The following is an 18,657-nucleotide window of genomic DNA, read 5'->3' on the forward strand; positions in this document are numbered from 1 at the left end:
TACGATGTTCGGAAAACTTACACTCGATGCGGTTCCGTACCACGAACCCATCATTATGGTCACCGTGGCGGCGATCATCGTTGGCGGCCTTGCGCTGCTGGCGGCAATAACCTATTTCGGTAAGTGGAAATGGCTGTGGGCCGAGTGGTTCACCTCCGTCGACCACAAGAAAATCGGTATCATGTACATCATCGTCGGTCTGGTGATGATGATTCGTGGTTTTGCCGATGCCATCATGATGCGCGGCCAGCAGGTTCTGGCTTCTGCAGGGCAAGAAGGCTTCCTAAACGCTCACCACTACGATCAGATTTTCACCGCGCACGGTGTGATCATGATCTTCTTCGTGGCGACACCGTTTGTCGTTGGTCTGATGAACCTGGCGGTTCCTTTGCAGATCGGTGCGCGTGACGTAGCTTTCCCATTCCTGAACTCCCTCAGCTTCTGGCTGTTTGTTGTCGGCGTTATCTTGATCAACCTCTCTCTTGGGGTCGGTGAGTTCGCGCAGACGGGTTGGGTTGCCTATCCGCCGCTGTCAGGGAAGGAGTACAGTCCCGGCGTCGGGGTCGATTACTGGATATGGAGTCTACAGATATCCGGTATCGGTACCACGCTGACGGGTGTTAACTTCTTCGCCACCATTCTGAAGATGCGTGCCCCCGGCATGACGCTGATGAAAATGCCAGTATTTACCTGGACGGCATTGTGTACCAACGTGCTGATCATCGCTGCATTCCCGATATTGACCGTTACCATTGCGCTACTGACGCTTGACCGTTACCTCGGCACCCATTTCTTTACCAATGATATGGGTGGCAACATGATGATGTACATCAACCTGATTTGGGCATGGGGTCATCCTGAGGTTTACATTCTGGTCCTGCCGATCTTTGGTGTTTACTCCGAAGTGGTTGCCACCTTCTGTAAAAAACGGCTGTTTGGCTACACCTCACTGGTATGGGCAACCATTGCGATTACGGTTCTGTCGTTCATCGTTTGGCTGCACCACTTCTTTACCATGGGGTCCGGCGCGAACGTCAACGCCTTCTTTGGTATAGCCACCATGATTATTTCAATCCCGACCGGGGTTAAAATCTTCAACTGGCTGTTCACCATGTATCAAGGTCGTATTCAGTCCCACTCTACGATGCTGTGGACCACAGGCTTCATCATCACCTTCACCATCGGTGGGATGACCGGGGTCCTGCTGGCCGTACCGGGCGCGAACTTTGTCCTGCACAACAGCCTGTTCCTGATTGCTCACTTCCATAACGTGATCATCGGCGGCGTCGTGTTCGGCTGCTTCGCAGGTATTACCTATTGGTTCCCGAAAGCCTTTGGCTTCACCCTGAACGAAACCTGGGGTAAACGTGCGTTCTGGTTCTGGATTATCGGCTTCTTCGTTGCCTTCATGCCGCTGTATATCCTCGGCTTCATGGGGATGACGCGTCGTTTGAGCCAACAAATCAACCCTGAGTTCCACGCCTTACTGGTCGTGGCTTCCATCGGTGCGGTATTGATCGGTATCGGTGTGCTGTGTCAGGTGATCCAGTTCTACGTCAGTATCCGTGACCGTCACCAGAACCGTGACCTGACGGGCGATCCGTGGGGTGGACGTACGCTGGAGTGGGCAACCTCTTCTCCTGCGCCATTCTACAACTTCGCTGTCGTGCCGCATGTTGACGAGCGTGATGCGTTCTGGGAAGCGAAAGAGAAAGGTGAAGCTTACAAGCGTCCAGCCAGCTATGAAGAAATTCACATGCCGAAGAACACCGGTGCCGGTGTGATTATCTCCGCATTCAGCCTGGTATTCGGTTTTGCCATGATCTGGCATATCTGGTGGCTGGCCATCGCTGGCTTCGCAGGCATGATTGTGACCTGGATTGTGCACAGCTTTAATCAAGACGTGGATTACTACGTGCCGGTTAAAGAAATTGAGCAAATTGAGAATCAGAATTTTGATCAACTCAGTAAGGCAGGCGTGAAACATGTCAACTGAAACTCTGACTAACCACAATACAGCCCATGCCGAGCATGGGCACCACGACACAGGAGCCAATAAAGTATTCGGCTTCTGGGTCTACCTGATGAGCGACCTGATCATTTTCGGATCACTGTTCGCAACCTATGCAGTACTGGTTAACGGTACTGCCGGTGGCCCAAGCGGGAAGGACATCTTTGAACTACCCTTCGTGCTGGTGGAAACCTTCGCTTTGCTGTTCAGTAGTATTACCTACGGCATGGCGATGATCGCCATGAATAAGGGCAATAAGTCACAGGTCATTTCTTGGCTGGCGGTGACTTTCCTGTTCGGCCTGGTGTTTATCGGGATGGAAATCTATGAATTCCATTATCTGATCTCTGAAGGATATGGCCCGGATCGCAGTGCGTTTCTGTCTGCCTTCTTCGCACTGGTCGGCACTCACGGGCTCCACGTAACGGGCGGTCTGATTTGGTTAATCATCATGATGGTTCAGGTGTCACAACGTGGCCTGACTGCAACCAACAAAACGCGTCTGATGTGTCTTAGCCTGTTCTGGCACTTCCTCGATGTGGTATGGATCTGTGTCTTCACCGTTGTTTATCTGCTGGGGGCGATGTAATGAGTCATTCAACAACCGATCATTCAGGTGCCAGCCACGGTAGTGTTAAGTCATACGTGATAGGCTTCGTACTGTCAGTTATTTTGACCGTCATTCCTTTCAGTATGGTGATGAACGGCACTGCGTCTCATAGCGCCATTCTTTTCACGGTGCTGGGATGTGCAGTCGTTCAAATTCTGGTGCATCTGGTGTACTTCCTGCACCTGAATATGTCCTCAGAAGAGCGCTGGAACGTGGTGGCTCTTGTGTTTGCCGTCCTGATTATCGCCATTGTCGTCGTGGGCTCCATCTGGATTATGATGAGCGCACACCACAACATGATGATCCAGTAACCGAGCCGTAAAAGATGATTAAGCAATACCTGCAAGTTACTAAACCAGGAATTATTTTCGGAAATCTGATTTCCGTTATCGGTGGATTTCTCCTTGCGGCCCAGGGCCGCATTGATTATCCCTTGTTTCTCGCCACCCTTATGGGTGTGTCGTTAGTCGTTGCATCTGGCTGCGTGTTTAACAACGTCATTGACCGCGACATCGACAAGAAAATGGAGAGAACCAAAAATCGGGTTCTGGTAAAAGGACTGATTTCGCTGAAGGTAACGCTGGTTTACGCATCGCTGTTAGGTATTGCGGGCTTTGCTCTGCTGTACATCGCGGCTAATCCGCTGGCCATGTGGCTGGCGGTGATGGGCTTCATCGTGTATGTCGGTGTTTATAGCCTGTATATGAAGCGGCATTCTGTTTATGGCACGCTCATTGGCAGCCTGTCCGGTGCAGCGCCTCCGGTTATCGGTTACTGCGCCGTCAGCAACCAGTTCGATGCTGGTGCGTTGATTCTGCTACTGATCTTTAGCCTGTGGCAAATGCCGCATTCATACGCGATTGCGATTTTCCGCTTTAAGGATTATCAGGCAGCCAACATCCCGGTTCTGCCCGTTGTGAAAGGTATCTCCGTTGCGAAAAACCACATTACGCTATATATCTTGGCGTTTGCGATCGCAACATTGATGCTGTCTCTCGGCGGTTACGCAGGCTACAAATATCTGGTTGTTGCCGCCGCCGTTAGCGTGTGGTGGCTGGGTATGGCGCTGTCAGGCTATAAAAATGCGATTGATGACCGCGTATGGGCACGAAAACTGTTCGTTTTCTCAATCGTCGCGATTACCTCACTGAGCGTCATGATGTCTGTGGACTCCATGGCCCCAGCGCATGAAGTCCTGCTGACCTACCTGCGTTAATCACAAGCAGTGCGCTATACATTAAGAAAAACAGGTGGTTCTTCCACCTGTTTTTTATTGTGAGCTTCCTTATTCGCCATCTCTCGTGCTGTCATAAGCGACGTTGAAAAACGCACTCTGTGTTTTTATTTCCCTCTCCCCCACATAATCCTCCGCCAAATCACGTAACAAACCTATCGTTTACTGTATGGTCGATAACGCACTAAAATAGCGCCAATTGTTTTCCGAGGTACGAATGAACGATAATAAAATGACCCCTGGTGAATTGCGTGCCACATGGGGTTTGGGAGCGGTTTTTTCACTGCGCATGCTTGGCATGTTCATGGTGTTGCCCGTTCTGACCACTTATGGCATGGCCTTACAGGGTGCCAGTGAAGCGCTGATCGGTATTGCAATTGGTATTTATGGCCTGATGCAGGCTATTTTCCAGATCCCCTTCGGCCTGGTTTCTGACCGTATCGGCAGAAAACCCCTTATCGTTGGAGGGCTGCTGATTTTTGCACTCGGCAGCGTTATCGCCGCGCTGAGCGACTCCATCTGGGGGATTATCCTTGGTCGGGCGTTACAAGGCGCAGGCGCCATCTCCGCCGCCGTTATGGCGTTGCTTTCCGACCTGACGCGTGAACAGAACCGTACTAAAGCGATGGCATTTATCGGCGTGAGCTTCGGCGTCACCTTTGCTATCGCGATGGTCGTGGGGCCGATCATTACCCATGCCTTCGGCTTACAAGCGCTTTTCTGGGGCATCGCCCTGCTGTCACTCGCAGGTATTGTCATTACCCTGACACTGATTCCTTCCGCACCTGAGCACATTCTGAATCGAGAATCAGCGATGGTGCGTGGCAGTTTCCGCAAAGTGCTCGGCAATAGCCGCCTGCTGAAACTGAATATCGGTATTATGTGTCTGCATATTTTATTGATGTCGAGCTTCGTCGCTCTACCGCGCGTAATGGAATCTGTGGGGCTAGCGCCGCAGGACCATTGGAAAGTCTATCTGACCACCATGCTGATCTCTTTTGCCGGCGTCGTGCCTTTCATCATTTATGCCGAAGTCAAAAGACGAATGAGGCAGGTCTTCATCGGCTGTATCGTGGTGTTGATCGCCGCAGAAGTTGTCTTATGGGCAGCGGGTAACCATCTTTGGCAAATTATCATCGGTGTGCAGCTGTTCTTTCTGGCTTTCAACGTCATGGAAGCCTTATTGCCATCGCTGATTAGCAAGGAATCGCCGGCGGGATACAAAGGCACGGCGATGGGCGTTTACTCCACCACGCAGTTTATCGGTGTAGCAATTGGCGGGAGCCTCGGCGGCGGACTGTTTGAGCTTTATGGTGCTTCTGCCGTGTTTATAGCTGGCGCAGCCATTTCGACCATCTGGCTACTGGTCAGCTTCACCATGCAAGAACCGCCTTATCTCAGCAGCCTGAGAATTACACTGCCTGATTTAGCACTACGCGATAGTGAATTGGAACAGAAAATACGTACCCAACCCGGCGTTGCCGACGTTGTGGTCGTGCCAGATGAGCAGAGTGCCTATGTGAAGATCGATAATAAGAAAACCAATAGGCAGCAGTTAGAGCAGTTGGTCGGACAGAACTAAACAGTAAGGCCAGCTTTCGCTGGCCTTACTGTTAATAGGCGGATGACTCAAAAACATCAATCGCGGAAGTTGGTAAACTGGAACGGTTGCCCCAGATTTCCACCACGAATCAGCGCCATCACACCCTGCAAATCATCACGTGATTTACCGGTGACGCGAACCTGTTCACCCTGAATCTGCGCCTGCACTTTCAGCTTGCTGTCTTTGATCAGCTTGACGATTTGCTTCGCCTGCGTAGTCTCAATGCCCTGCTTCAGCTTCGCTTCCACGCTGTACGCTTTACCGCTATGCTCGAACTCTTCCGGGACGTCTAACGCACCGCCTTCAATCCCGCGTTTCAGCAACTTTTCGCGCAGAATATCAACCAGCTGTTGTACCTGAAAATCTGACTCGCTGGCCACTTTGATACTCTGTGATTTCTCATTCAGTTCAAAGCTAGCCGGAACATTACGAAAATCCCAACGGGTGCTCAAATCGCGCGTCGCATTTTCCACCGCGTTACGGACTTCCTGCATATCAATTTCCGAAACAATATCGAAAGATGGCATAATTCGCTCTCCTGACAAATTTGGCTGGCGAGCATAATAACCGCTCTTCTGCGATAAGCAAGATGCCAGACGCGATCCCGGTTTTTACGCGGCATCGGGTAAACAGGCCGAATAGCACAAGATCGTAACGTGAATCATAGCCTATGATGGCAGAACGACAGCGCCCGCATCAAATAAGGGAGACGCACATGAAAATCACCGTTCTTGGCTGTGGCGCGCTGGGCCAACTTTGGCTCGCCGCGTTGCATCAGCAAGGGCATGATGTCCAGGGATGGCTGCGCATTCCACAACCCTATTGTCCGGTCAATGTCACCATGCTGGATGGTCAGCACTGTAATCTCAACCTGACGGCTAACGATCCCGCACATCTTGCCCAAAGCGAACTGCTGCTGGTGACGTTAAAAGCCTGGCAGGTTTCCGATGCCGTTAGCGTGCTGTTGCCACAGCTCAACCCGCATTGCACAATTCTGCTTTTACACAACGGGATGGGCACTCGGGAAGAATTACCGTCGCTACAGCAGCCGCTGGTACTGGGTATCACCACCCATGCCGCCCGGCGCGACGCGACCAACGTTGTGCATGTTGCCGCTGGTACAACGCATATCGGCACCTTTAACGGCGACAGCAGCCAAAGTCATCTGGCGGAAGTGCTGCACCATGCTTTGCCTGATGTGGCCTGGCACACCAACATTAGCGCCACCTGCTGGCTGAAGCTGGCGGCTAACTGCGTCATCAATCCGCTCACGGTGAAGTATCATTGCACCAATGGCGAGCTTTCTGCGTACCCGGAACTGATTGCGTCGCTTTGTCAGGAAGTGGGCAGCGTCATGGAACGAGAAGGTTTCCATACATCGCGAGATAGCCTGCTGCCCTACGTGAATCAAATTATTCAGAACACCGCGGCAAACACCTCATCGATGTTGCAGGACATCATCGCGCAGCGACATACCGAAATTGACTACATTACCGGGTATTTACTGCACCGTGCGCGTCTCCACGGTCTGACGCTCCCCGAAAATGCCCGTCTGTTTGACTACATTAAGCAAAAGGAAAATGATTATGACCGCATCGGCACTGGTGTGTCTGGCACCTGGTAGTGAAGAAACTGAAGCCGTCACAACCATCGATTTGCTTGTCCGGGCAGGCATTCAGGTAACGCTTGCCAGCGTCGCTGGCGATGGCAATCTTGAAATCGTCTGCTCACGCGGGGTAAGACTGCTGGCGGATGCGCCGCTGGCTACCGTCGCCGATCGGCCTTTTGATGTGCTGGTATTACCGGGTGGGCTGCAAGGTGCGGAGTGCTTCCGTGATAGCCCAATACTGGTGGAATGCATTCGACAAGCGCATCTGGAAGGAAAAATTGTTGCGGCAATGTGCGCAACGCCTGCGCTGGTGCTTGAATATCATCAGCTGTTTCCTATGGGAAACATGACGGGTTATCCGGCATTTAAAGAGAAGATCGCACCAGAAAAATGGATGGAGAAACGCGTCGTCTACGATCCGCGCGTGAATCTGCTCACTACGCAAGGGCCCGGTACTAGCATGGATTTTGCACTGAAGATCATCGATTTACTGCTAGGGAAAGAAAAAGCTGCCGAGGTTGCCGAGCAGCTCATCCTGCCGCCGGGCATTCATAACTATCGTGATTAGCATAAATGAGAAAGGCGTTTGCGCGCCTGATTTTGCTCATCAAGTGGTGGTAATGGATAGATCGTAAAGACGCTGTAAATACATCCCTGTACGCTCGGATTGCGCCATCCCTGGCGCAAACGCTTTACTCTTCTATCCTTTACCACCATTTTCGCCCCACGGATAAGTTCAAGGCTCACGCCTTATTCCTATTACGGACGGTATACCTTCACATTGCTGAAGCCTTGCTCACGCAGGTACAGCGCCTGCAAGCGGCTCATCACGCCACGTTCGCAGTAAAGCAGGTAGGTTTTGCTCTGATCCAAATCGCCAAACTGCGTACCCAGCTTGTAGAACGGTAAGGATTTGATTTCGACCTGATCCAGCTCAAGCGGCTTATCGTCCTGTTCATCCGGCGCACGGATATCCAGCAGCACGTCGGTTGGGGCAAACGACGCGACCGTTTCGACTTCAACCACTTCTTGCTTGGTCTGTTCAGCGATCTCACGGATATCAATATTCCGCGCTTCGCTCACCACACGCTCCAGAATAGCAAAATCAAAGTGGCTTTCTTCGGCCTCAATCTTCGCTTTTACCGCTTTCACCGTCGGGCTTTTCGAGATCACACCGCAATATTCCGGCATCGTTTTGGCGAAATCTTCCGTTCCCAGTTCGCGAGCCTGTTTGATAATGTGTTCTTTATCATGAGAAATCAGCGGACGCAGAATCAGCGTATCGGAGGCATTATCGATCAAACGCAGGTTGGTCAACGTCTGGCTGGAAACCTGCCCTAACGCTTCACCGGTCACCAGCGCCTGAACACCATAACGCTCAGCAATTTTGGAGGCCGCGCGCACCATCATGCGCTTCAATACGACGCCCATCTGGCCATCGTCAACCTTCTCCAGAATTTCACCGACAACAGGATCGAAGTCAATCGCAATAAAGCGTACTCGGTGTGAGCTACCAAAACGATTCCACAGATAGTGTGCGACCTGTTTCACACCAATCTCGTGTGCCGCACCGCCAAGGTTAAAGAAGCAGTAATGCACGCGACACCCGCGACGCATCAGCATATAGCTGGATACGCCAGAGTCGAAACCACCGGAAATCAGCGACAGCACATCTTCCTGCGTACCGATCGGGAAGCCGCCGATCCCTTCATAACGTCCTTTAATCAGCAGCAAACGGTCCTGCTCGATTTCCAGATGCACAGTCACCTGCGGCGCAGTGAGATTGACTCGCGCCGTTTCAATATGCTGGTTCAGACCACCGCCGACGTAGCGCTCTACGTCCTGTGAACTAAATTCATGCTTACCGCGGCGTTTCACCCGCACACAAAATGTCTTGCCTTCCAACTGCTCACGATACAGCGCCAGCGCCTGTTCAAAGATATTGTGCACGTCGGTGTAGGCGTGATCTTCCACTTCCAGAATATGGTGAATACCCGGAATTCTCGTCAGCGCATCACGAATTGCTGAACGCTGGCTTTCGTCTTTGGCCCGAACTTCGATATGATCCCAGTGACGGACAACCGCCAGCGTTTCATCATAGTGTTTTAATACGTTGCGAATGTTTCCGGTTAGAATCTTGATAAAGCGCAACCGCACAGATTGGCTCTTGATGGTGATTTCCGGGAACAATTTAATGATAAACTTCATGGTGGCTGTCGTTACTTGGTCAGAAAGGCGTAAATAAATTTACCCTGAGCACTAAAATCACGTTATCGGTAAAATCAGCGGAACAGAGATGATTTTACCAATAGCATCCAGAGCGCGGAGTATATCATTATATGAAGATATACTGTGCGCTTTAACCGTATAATTGTTGCGCATCCACGGATGACCAAACGCAACACCACGCTCTGCCGCCACAAGCCAACGGCGTATAACACCAGGATTCTGAAACCACTATGCCTAAGAAGACCGAGCAGCCAGTCAGCTTTGAAAGCTCGCTGAACGAACTGGAAAAAATCGTTACCCACCTCGAATCAGGCGAACTGCCGCTGGATGATGCGCTAAATGAATTTGAGCATGGCATCCAGCTCGCTCGTCAGGGTCAGCAAAAACTGCAACAGGCGGAACAGCGCGTACAAATCCTGCTGAGCGACGATCCCAATGCCCCGCTGTCACCGTTCACGCCGGATAATGACGCGCTATGACCGATTTCAGCACGCAACTGAATGCGCATTACCAACGCACTAACCGTATGTTGGGCCATTTCATCGCCAGCCTCCCCTTTCAGAGTAGTCCACTGGTCAATGCGATGGAGTATGGCTCACTCTTAGGGGGCAAACGCCTGCGCCCGTTTCTGGTTTATACTACAGGTGAACTGTTTGGCATGTCGTTAGAAAGCCTGGATGCCCCTGCTGCGGCAGTAGAATGTATCCATGCCTACTCACTGATTCATGACGATCTGCCAGCGATGGACGACGACGATTTACGCCGCGGACAGCCAACCTGCCATATCAAATTTGGCGAAGCCAATGCCATTCTGGCGGGGGATGCCCTGCAAACGTTGGCGTTCTCCATTCTGGCCGACGCGCCGATGCCACAGGTCTCCGATCGCGATCGGCTGGCGATGCTCTCAGAATTGGCGCACGCCAGCGGGGTCGCGGGCATGTGCGGCGGGCAGGCTTTCGACCTGGAAGCGGAAGGTCATCAGGTCGATCTGACTGCGTTAGAGCGCATTCACCGCCACAAAACTGGCGCCTTGATTCGCGCAGCCGTTCGACTAGGCGCACTGGCCGCCGGTGACACAGGACGCGCCGCCTTGCCCCATCTGGATCGCTACGCTGACGCGATTGGGCTCGCCTTTCAGGTTCAGGACGATATTCTCGATGTTGTTGGCGACAGCGCGACAACAGGCAAACGTCAGGGTGCAGACCAGCAGTTAGGTAAAAGCACCTATCCCAGCCTGCTGGGGTTAGAGAACGCACGAAAAAAAGCACAGGAGCTTTATCAGGAATCACTGGCATCGCTGGACGATCTCGTCGCATCCAGTCCGATCCCCCTGAATATTGCCCCACTACAAGCGCTGGCGAATTTCATCGTTGAACGCGATAAGTAATTACCTAATGAGTCTCTATGAGTTTTGATACCGCGAAGTACCCTACATTGGCGTTAGTGGAAACACCGGATGAACTTCGACTGTTGCCGAAAGATAGCCTGCCGAAGCTGTGCGATGAGCTGCGCCAATACCTGCTGGACAGCGTCAGCCGTTCAAGCGGCCATTTTGCTTCAGGATTAGGGACGGTTGAATTAACGGTTGCCCTGCATTATGTCTACAACACCCCTTTCGATCATCTGGTATGGGATGTCGGCCATCAGGCTTATCCGCACAAGATCCTGACGGGTCGTCGCGATCGTATTTCAACGATCCGCCAAAAAGGCGGTTTGCACCCTTTTCCGTGGCGCGATGAAAGCGACTATGACGTACTAAGCGTCGGGCATTCGTCCACCTCAATCAGTGCCGGGCTGGGTATGGCCGTTGCGGCCGAGCGTGAAGGCAAAGGACGCCGTACGGTTTGTGTAATCGGTGATGGCGCGATTACCGCGGGGATGGCCTTTGAGGCGATGAACCATGCGGGTGACATCCGCTCCGACCTGCTGGTTGTGCTGAACGACAACGAAATGTCGATTTCGGAAAACGTCGGTGCCTTGAACAACCACCTGGCACAACTGCTGTCCGGCAAGCTCTATGCCAGCCTGCGCGAAGGCGGGAAAAAGGTCTTATCTGGCCTGCCGCCAATCAAAGAGCTGGTGAAGCGTACCGAAGAGCATCTTAAAGGCATGGTCGTGCCGGGTACGTTATTTGAAGAGCTGGGTTTTAATTATATTGGTCCGGTCGATGGCCATGACGTTCAGGCGCTGGCGCATACATTGAAAAACATGCGCAGCCTGAAAGGCCCGCAGCTCCTGCATATCATGACGAAAAAAGGCAAAGGCTATGCCCCTGCCGAACAGGATCCGATCAGTTGGCATGCGGTGCCAAAATTCGATCCAGCCAGCGGCACATTGCCGAAAAGCAAGGAAGGCGCTCAACCCACCTATTCTAAAATCTTCGGTCAATGGCTACAGGAAACGGCAGCCAAGGACAGCAAGCTTATGGCGATCACGCCAGCGATGCGCGAAGGCTCCGGCATGGTGCAGTTCTCCCGCGATTACCCGCAGCAATATTTTGACGTGGCAATCGCCGAACAGCATGCTGTCACATTTGCTGCCGGTCTGGCAGTTGGCGGCTATCGCCCGGTTGTCGCCATTTACTCGACGTTCCTGCAACGTGCCTACGATCAGGTTATCCACGATGTGGCGATCCAGAACCTACCGGTTCTGTTTGCTATCGATCGCGGCGGTATTGTTGGTGCGGACGGGCAAACGCATCAGGGAGCGTTCGATCTCTCTTTCTTACGCTGTATCCCAAACATGATCATCATGACGCCCAGCGATGAAAATGAGTGCCGCCAGATGCTGCACACGGGCTATCACTACCATAAAGGCCCAACAGCGGTGCGTTACCCGCGAGGAAACGGTACAGGTACTGAACTGACGCCGCTCTCAGAACTGCCGATTGGTAAAGGCGTGGTGCGCCGTCAGGGAGAAACGATCGCGATTCTGAACTTCGGTACGCTATTGCCAGAAGCACAAGTTGCGGCAGAGCAGTTAAACGCCACCCTCGTCGATATGCGTTTTGTGAAGCCACTGGATGAAGCGTTACTGGAAGAGTTGGCACAGTCCCACAGCACGTTTGTGACGCTGGAAGAAAATGCGATCATGGGCGGCGCGGGAAGCGGCGTGAATGAATTCCTGATGGCGAAGCGCCTTGCCGTCTCGGTGCTGAACATCGGGCTACCGGACGTCTTTATTCCGCAAGGTTCACAGGAAGAAATCCGTGCCGATCTGGGTCTGGATGCAGCCGGTATCGAGCGCAGAATAACGCAGTGGATGGCATAAGCGACTCACGATAATCGGGGCTCATGGCCCCGATTCAATCGCGTTATGACATCAGAATATCGGCCAGTGATGACCAATAAAATAGATAATTCCCGCCGAGATCACCCCTGCGACAATATCATCGATCATGATTCCCATACCGCCATGCACGTTGCGATCAAACCAACGAATCGGCCAGGGTTTCCAAATATCCAGACAGCGGAAAACGACAAATCCAGCCGCCACCCACTGCCACTTATCCGCCGGAATCGCCATCAGGGTAATCCACATACCGACAAATTCGTCCCAGACGATGCTGCCGTGATCGTGAACGCCCATATCTTTCGCCGTCTGATGACACAGGTAAACACCGATACAAATGCTCAGCATGACCAGCAGCGAATACAATTCAAGCGGCAGGAAGGACATGAGATACCACAGAGGGATCGCCGCCAGCGACCCTACCGTGCCCGGCATCCAGGGAGATAGACCACTACCCAATCCCGTCGCCAGCAGGTGCCACGGGTTACTCAGCCGTAGACGGCGTTTTGCCACCTCAGCGCCTTTCGTCTTACTCGCGGAATCAGTTTTGCTCGCTAAAATGGTCATACCCCTTCCAGTTCAGCTCGGTCGCTTTATTATCCCTGAAAAAGCGAACCCCTTCAGATGAAGGTCCGATTTGCCCGATACAGGTGTAGCCAGCACCGAGATGCCCCAAAGCAAGCTCCAGCGCACCGCGGTTAATTTCCGGCACGGTAAAACACAGCTCATAGTCTTCGCCGCCAGATAGCGCCCAGCGCAATGCCTGTTCTTCATCAACACAGCCCCGCAGCCAATCAGATTGTGGAATCGCGTCCAGATTAATACGCGCACCGCACTCGCTGGCTTTAAGTATATGCTGTAGATCGGAAATGAGACCGTCGGAAAGATCGATAGCCGAACTGGCCAGATCGCGCAGCGCCTGACCTTGCAGGATTCTGGGCTGAGGTCGCAGATGACGCAGGATCAATCCCTGACGTGCCTCTTCATCATCAACGTGCAGCGTATTCTGTAGGATAGCCAGACCGGCAGCGCTGTCGCCTAATGAACCCGTAACATAGATCCAGTCGCCAATTCTGGCCCCGCGACGCGTCAACGCCCGACCCGCAGGCACCAGACCGTGGATAGTCAGCGTCAGGCTCAGTGGGCCACGCGTCGTATCTCCGCCAACCAACTGCATACCATAGTAATCAAGTAGCTCAAACAAACTGTCGCTATACGCGGCCAGCCACTGACTATTACTTTGAGGTAGGGTAATGGCTAGAGAAAGCCAGGCAGGATCGGCTCCCATTGCAGCCAGATCGCTTAAATTGACCGCCAGAGATTTGTAACCCAGATCGGCGGGATCGATATCGGGTAGGAAATGAACGCCAGATACCAGCGTGTCGGTACTGACTGCCAGCATCTGCTTATCTGCCACCGTCAGTAACGCACAGTCATCACCAATGCCTAACTCAACATCGCGACGTGAACTTCGGACCCGATTAAAATAGCGGGCAATAAGGTCAAACTCACCTTCAACCATAACCTTTCCAGCCAGCCTATCATTCAAAAGCGATCAGGGCCGGATATCCGGCCCTGATTCGATTCATTTTACTTCTTGCCTTTCCGTACGCTCGGAGCAGCTTTGTCCAGCACGCCATTTACAAACTTATGGCTATCTTCAGCGCCGAAGACTTTAGCCAGTTCGATGGCCTCATTAATCGCCACCTTGTAAGGAACATCTTCGCGCTTGCTCAGCTCAAACATCGCCAAACGCAGAATCGCTTTCTCAACCTGTCCCAATTCCTCAATTTGACGAGACAGGAAAGGTGCCATCAGTTGATCAAGCTTCTCAGCCTGAGTGGCAACCCCCGCCAGCAATTCACGGAAATAGGTAATGTCGACATCTTTGACATCCTGCTCGCTCAGGAATTGGTGTTCAACATCGGCAATATCATTTTTAGATAACTGCCAGGAGTAAAGCGCTTGAACCGCACATTCACGAGCGCGGCGACGAGCAGCAGGTTTCACGGAATTCCCCTTACTTAATCAGGCTTACTTAATCGCTTTCAATACATTAATCATTTCTAGCGCGGTCAGGGCAGCTTCTGCACCTTTGTTCCCCGCTTTCGTGCCAGCGCGCTCAATCGCCTGTTCAATGCTTTCCGTCGTCAGAACGCCGAAAGCAACAGGGATTTCGCTGTCCATCGCAACGGAGGACAGGCCAGAGCTACATTCACCAGCAACAAATTCAAAATGCGCTGTTCCACCACGGATAACCGTTCCCAAGGCAATAACGGCATCATACCCGCCATTTTTCGTGCTTTTGGTCAGCGCACGAACCGTCAATGGCAGTTCGTAAGCACCCGGCACCCAAACAACGGTGATATTTTCGTCTTTAACCTGACCGATGCGTTTCAATGCATCAACCGCACCTTCCAGCAGGCTGTCGTTAATAAAATGGTTAAAACGCGCAATCGCAATCGCCACACGGGCATCAGGAGTAGCAACAACACCTTCGATAACGTTCATAGCTTTCCTTGTATCTGGTCTTTATGGCCCGCAGGGGGGGCGGATTCTATCATAATTTTTGTTGGCACGTATCCGGTTTTGTCGGACCAGCACCACGTATTTACATACACATCAGAATTTAGGCTTCAGGCGCAATCGCAAATCTGGGCCAATATGGCGAACGTCTGCGATATCGAATTCCGGAGTCTGAGACAGTTGATCAAGTCCTGGCAAGAGGCACAGCGAGCGAGCGTTTTCACCCAGCAGTTTTGGCGCAAGATAAACGATGAGTTCATCAACGACGCCAGCATTCAGCAGCGCACCAGCCAAACTGGCTCCGGCCTCGACCCAAACGGAGTTAATCTGGCGTCTCCCCAGTATCATCATCAGTGCCACCAGATCAACGCCGCCATTGTGCTGCGGTAATGTGACCTGTTCGACACCCTGTGGCCACGTCTGTTCATCCGCTTGTACACGCGCCAGCCAGGTCTGGCCGGGTTGGCTAACCATCCGATGCTGCGGCGTGACGCGCTGCTGGCTGTCCACAATCACTCGAACAGGCTGCCTGAGATCGGCTTCTGAATAACGTGTCTGCACATCGGCGCCCAGCTCTGACCACCGCACAGTAAGAGAGGGATCGTCAGCTAACACCGTGGCACTGCTGCTCAGAATCGCTGCACTCTCCGCGCGAAAACGCTGCACATCCTGCCGCGCCTGCGGTGAGGTAATCCACTGGCTTTCTCCCGACGCCATCGCAGTGCGCCCATCCAAAGACGCCGCCATTTTGAGCTGCACGTAAGGAAAGCCCGTCCGCATACGTTTCAGAAAGCCGACATTCACTTTCTCTGCTTCAGCCATCATCAAACCATGACTGACGGCGATCCCCGCTTGCTGTAAGCGATGTAAGCCACGGCCCGCGACCTGCGGATTGGGATCCTGCATCGCGGCAACCACACGGGAAACACCAGCAGCAACCAACGCATCGGCACAAGGCGGCGTTCGGCCATGATGGCTGCATGGCTCCAGCGTGACGTAGACCGTCGCGTCACGTGCGCGCTCCCCTGCCATTCTCAACGCATGAACTTCAGCATGAGGTTCACCAGCACGGAAATGATAGCCTTCACCGACAATTTCGCCATCACGCACGATCACACAGCCAACATTGGGGTTGGGGGCCGTCGTAAAGCGCCCACGGCGCGCCAGCTCTAACGCCCGCGCCATGTATAATTCATCCTGTGGCACGTGGCCGTTTCCCTGAAAAACGCTCATTCCCAAACCTCTTATCTCTCTCAAATCGACACGGCTTAATCCTGCAAACGCGCGATTTCTTCGCCAAATTCGCGGATATCTTCAAAGCTGCGATACACCGATGCAAAGCGGATATACGCCACTTTATCCAGTTTTCTCAGCGCTTCCATCACCAGATTGCCGACCATCTTGGTCGTAACTTCACGTTCTCCGGTCGCACGAAGATGAGATTTGATGTGATTAATCGCCATTTCGACGTCATCAGAGCTTACCGGCCTTTTTTCCAGCGCTTTCAGCATGCCGCTACGCAATTTATCTTCATTAAAAGGCTCGCGTACTTCATTGCTTTTGATGACTCGCGGCATCACCAGTTCAGCCACTTCAAACGTGGTGAAGCGTTCATGACAAACCAGACACTGCCGACGACGGCGTACTTGAGAACCTTCGCCGACCAGACGGGAATCAATGACTTTGGTATCAACAGCGGAGCAAAACGGGCAATGCATGATGTGTCCTGACCAGTAATCCTTAACGTAGAGACAGTTTACCCTGAATTAACGGACTAACCAAAACTCCTGAATCACGTTGCGAAGGGTTTCGCATCTCTCCCGGTAATAGGATGAAAAAAGCTGTCTCACCTATGACTTAGGCTTAATCGCGGCTAAACTCAGCAACAGGGATCAACGGATCAATGAATAAAACATCGAAAGGGGAACCACAGATATGAGAACCCGATATCGCGTACTGACCTTCCTGCCAGCACTACTTTTGCTCGCAGGGTGCGCCGAACAGCGCCAGATGCCAAAGCTACAGAATCAGATAGGTCAGCTAAACCAGCAATTACAAACGCTGACCGATCAAGCTACGGCATTAGAGCGACAAAATGCGTTGAATTCTCAATCCACCTCTGGCGTTTATTTACTGCCCGCAGCGCAAACCAGCACAATGCTGGAAAGCAACATTGGCAGACTCAGCGTATCGTTACGTAATATCGAAACGGAAGCGAACGGAACAAGTGCATTACTGCATATTCGCACACTTGATGCGAAAGGATTGCCAGCCTTTGGTGCACAGCTTGACTGGGGACGGCTCGACCCGGTGAGTGGCCAGCCTTTAGTCGGCGACACACAAACGCAGTCTTTTATCGTCTCCCCCACGCTGTTACCCAAAGCCGAAGCGATTATTGAATTACGCCTGAGCGGTTTGCCACCGGAAGAACTCGGTTTTGTTCGTTTGCATCAGGTTCAGGAGATACAAAGTCCGCCTCCTGTTGCCGCCACAGAGTCCCCCTAGCAAACGAACTTCCTGACGCTAAGATGCAAAAAACCCCGCAGCGACGCGGGGTTTTTTATGTTTACAGTCGGCAGATTAAGGCAGGATAGACGGTTGGTCCGCCCCTTCTTTTTCCACTTTCTGAACGATCAGGTGTTCACGCTTCATACCCAGTTTCAGTGCAAGAGCAGAAGAAACATAGATGGAAGAGATCGTACCGATGATCACACCAATAAACATCGTCAACGAGAAGCCGTGCAACAAGGCGCCACCGAAGACCATGAGGATCACGATCATCGCCAACGTGGTGGCTGATGTGATAATGGTACGGTGAAGCGTCTGCGTCAGTGAAATGTTGGTGATTTCGTAAGGTGTCCCACGACGAACCTTGCGGAAGTTCTCACGAATACGGTCAGATACCACGATCTTATCGTTAAGTGAATAACCAATTACCGACATCAGCGACGCAATGATCGTTAGGTCAATCTCAATAGAAAACAGAGACAACAGCCCCATCGTGATGATCACATCGTGCCCCAAAGCCAGTACAGCCCCCAACGCCAGACGCCATTCAAAACGAAAACCGATATAAATGAGGATAGCAATCAACGCAGACAGCAGCGCCAGTGCGCCCGCCTGTGCCAAATCGCTTCCCACGCTCGGCCCGACGAATTCAATACGTTTCACCGTCGCATGCTGCTGGAAGGTATCATTCACCACCTTCAGCACTTTGTTACCGAGCGCTTCGTTCTCGCTGCCAGAAACCGGTGGCATACGTACCATCACATCACGACTGCTACCGAAATTCTGTACCTGCGGCTCTGAAAACCCAGAGGTCTCTAACGAACTACGCAAGACATCAAGATCGATCGGTTTTTCAAGGTTAATCTCAATCACCGTACCACCGGTAAAATCGAGTCCCCAGTTAAAACCACGAACACCCATAATCGCGATAGAAGCAATGATCAGCAGGGTGGAAATGGCAAATGCCAATGTGTCCCAGCGCATGAAATCATAGACTTTACGCCCATGGTTTAGTTGTTCAATGTTGTATTCCTGT

General features: G+C 52.3%; 20 protein-coding genes. 11 read left to right on the plus strand and 9 right to left on the minus strand.

The window, feature by feature from the left end:
- Nucleotides 1-4: 4 nt before the first annotated feature.
- The 5 genes from cyoB (at nt 5) to O1Q74_RS14795 (ending at nt 5,437) form a co-directional block, all read left to right on the plus strand.
- Entirely contained in the window at nt 5-1,996 is a 1,992-nt protein-coding gene (cyoB, locus tag O1Q74_RS14775) for a cytochrome o ubiquinol oxidase subunit I (RefSeq protein ID WP_180742247.1), read from the plus strand.
- The gene (locus tag O1Q74_RS14780) at nt 1,986-2,600 is read left to right on the plus strand and encodes a cytochrome o ubiquinol oxidase subunit III (protein WP_271874288.1); all 615 of its coding nucleotides are present in this window, start codon (nt 1,986-1,988) and stop codon (nt 2,598-2,600) included. Before cyoB ends, O1Q74_RS14780 begins: the two co-directional genes overlap by 11 nt.
- Entirely contained in the window at nt 2,600-2,932 is a 333-nt protein-coding gene (locus O1Q74_RS14785) for a cytochrome o ubiquinol oxidase subunit IV (RefSeq protein WP_271874290.1), read from the plus strand. The genes O1Q74_RS14780 and O1Q74_RS14785 overlap by 1 nt, the downstream gene beginning before the upstream one ends.
- A gap of 14 nt (nt 2,933-2,946) precedes the next feature.
- Complete coding sequence (gene cyoE / locus O1Q74_RS14790; protein WP_271874292.1) at nt 2,947-3,837, plus strand: heme o synthase; 891 nt, start codon at nt 2,947-2,949, stop codon at nt 3,835-3,837.
- A gap of 235 nt (nt 3,838-4,072) precedes the next feature.
- On the plus strand, nt 4,073-5,437 hold the full coding sequence (locus tag O1Q74_RS14795; protein ID WP_271874293.1) for an MFS transporter: 1,365 nt from the start codon (nt 4,073-4,075) through the stop codon (nt 5,435-5,437).
- A 56-nt stretch (nt 5,438-5,493) separates the two neighbouring features.
- Here the strand turns inward: O1Q74_RS14795 and O1Q74_RS14800 are convergent, their stop codons facing one another.
- A complete protein-coding gene (locus O1Q74_RS14800) occupies nt 5,494-5,985 on the minus strand; it encodes a YajQ family cyclic di-GMP-binding protein (RefSeq protein WP_271874295.1) in 492 nt (163 codons plus the stop codon).
- Nucleotides 5,986-6,173: 188 nt separating this feature from the next.
- Between O1Q74_RS14800 and panE the strand changes: the two genes are divergently transcribed.
- The gene (gene panE, locus O1Q74_RS14805; RefSeq protein WP_271874297.1) at nt 6,174-7,082 is read left to right on the plus strand and encodes a 2-dehydropantoate 2-reductase; all 909 of its coding nucleotides are present in this window, start codon (nt 6,174-6,176) and stop codon (nt 7,080-7,082) included.
- The gene (gene yajL, locus O1Q74_RS14810; protein WP_271874300.1) at nt 7,045-7,635 is read left to right on the plus strand and encodes a protein deglycase YajL; all 591 of its coding nucleotides are present in this window, start codon (nt 7,045-7,047) and stop codon (nt 7,633-7,635) included. The genes panE and yajL overlap by 38 nt, the downstream gene beginning before the upstream one ends.
- 191 nt (nt 7,636-7,826) lie before the next feature.
- Here yajL and thiI read toward each other — a convergent pair whose 3' ends face one another.
- The gene (gene thiI / locus O1Q74_RS14815; RefSeq protein WP_271874302.1) at nt 7,827-9,275 is read right to left on the minus strand and encodes a tRNA uracil 4-sulfurtransferase ThiI; all 1,449 of its coding nucleotides are present in this window, start codon (nt 9,273-9,275) and stop codon (nt 7,827-7,829) included.
- A gap of 251 nt (nt 9,276-9,526) precedes the next feature.
- Between thiI and xseB the strand changes: the two genes are divergently transcribed.
- The 3 genes from xseB to dxs are packed head-to-tail and all read left to right on the plus strand — an operon-like array spanning nt 9,527 to nt 12,566.
- Entirely contained in the window at nt 9,527-9,775 is a 249-nt protein-coding gene (gene xseB / locus O1Q74_RS14820; RefSeq protein ID WP_271874305.1) for an exodeoxyribonuclease VII small subunit, read from the plus strand.
- Nucleotides 9,772-10,683, plus strand: a complete 912-nt coding sequence (gene ispA, locus O1Q74_RS14825; protein ID WP_271874307.1) for a (2E,6E)-farnesyl diphosphate synthase — start codon at nt 9,772-9,774, stop codon at nt 10,681-10,683. The genes xseB and ispA overlap by 4 nt, the downstream gene beginning before the upstream one ends.
- 17 nt (nt 10,684-10,700) lie before the next feature.
- Nucleotides 10,701-12,566 carry a 1-deoxy-D-xylulose-5-phosphate synthase gene (gene dxs / locus O1Q74_RS14830; RefSeq protein WP_271874310.1) on the plus strand — a complete coding sequence of 622 codons (1,866 nt, stop codon included), beginning with the start codon at nt 10,701-10,703 and terminating at the stop codon, nt 12,564-12,566.
- Nucleotides 12,567-12,617: 51 nt separating this feature from the next.
- Here dxs and pgpA read toward each other — a convergent pair whose 3' ends face one another.
- From pgpA to nrdR, 6 genes are all read right to left on the minus strand, one after another.
- On the minus strand, nt 12,618-13,154 hold the full coding sequence (gene pgpA / locus O1Q74_RS14835; protein WP_271874312.1) for a phosphatidylglycerophosphatase A: 537 nt from the start codon (nt 13,152-13,154) through the stop codon (nt 12,618-12,620).
- Nucleotides 13,129-14,109 carry a thiamine-phosphate kinase gene (thiL, locus tag O1Q74_RS14840; protein ID WP_271874314.1) on the minus strand — a complete coding sequence of 327 codons (981 nt, stop codon included), beginning with the start codon at nt 14,107-14,109 and terminating at the stop codon, nt 13,129-13,131. Before thiL ends, pgpA begins: the two co-directional genes overlap by 26 nt.
- 68 nt (nt 14,110-14,177) lie before the next feature.
- Nucleotides 14,178-14,597, minus strand: coding sequence for a transcription antitermination factor NusB (gene nusB, locus O1Q74_RS14845; protein WP_012773709.1), 420 nt, complete (start codon nt 14,595-14,597; stop codon nt 14,178-14,180).
- Nucleotides 14,598-14,621: 24 nt separating this feature from the next.
- Nucleotides 14,622-15,098, minus strand: coding sequence for a 6,7-dimethyl-8-ribityllumazine synthase (gene ribH, locus O1Q74_RS14850; protein ID WP_039346788.1), 477 nt, complete (start codon nt 15,096-15,098; stop codon nt 14,622-14,624).
- Between the two features lie 111 nt (nt 15,099-15,209).
- Nucleotides 15,210-16,346 (minus strand): bifunctional diaminohydroxyphosphoribosylaminopyrimidine deaminase/5-amino-6-(5-phosphoribosylamino)uracil reductase RibD, encoded by a 1,137-nt coding sequence (ribD, locus tag O1Q74_RS14855; protein ID WP_271874322.1) that lies wholly within the window; start codon nt 16,344-16,346, stop codon nt 15,210-15,212.
- Between the two features lie 35 nt (nt 16,347-16,381).
- Nucleotides 16,382-16,831 (minus strand): transcriptional regulator NrdR, encoded by a 450-nt coding sequence (gene nrdR / locus O1Q74_RS14860; RefSeq protein WP_005975999.1) that lies wholly within the window; start codon nt 16,829-16,831, stop codon nt 16,382-16,384.
- 217 nt (nt 16,832-17,048) lie between these two features.
- On the opposite strand from nrdR, the gene O1Q74_RS14865 reads away from it, so the two are divergent.
- Entirely contained in the window at nt 17,049-17,618 is a 570-nt protein-coding gene (locus O1Q74_RS14865) for a DUF3251 domain-containing protein (protein ID WP_271874331.1), read from the plus strand.
- A 75-nt stretch (nt 17,619-17,693) separates the two neighbouring features.
- Here the strand turns inward: O1Q74_RS14865 and secF are convergent, their stop codons facing one another.
- Nucleotides 17,694-18,605: a protein translocase subunit SecF gene (gene secF / locus O1Q74_RS14870; protein WP_220273867.1), complete on the minus strand. Its 912-nt coding sequence runs from the start codon at nt 18,603-18,605 to the stop codon at nt 17,694-17,696.
- Nucleotides 18,606-18,657: the final 52 nt, after the last annotated feature.

This window comes from Pectobacterium sp. A5351 (assembly GCF_028335745.1).
Classification (GTDB): Bacteria; Pseudomonadota; Gammaproteobacteria; order Enterobacterales; family Enterobacteriaceae; genus Pectobacterium.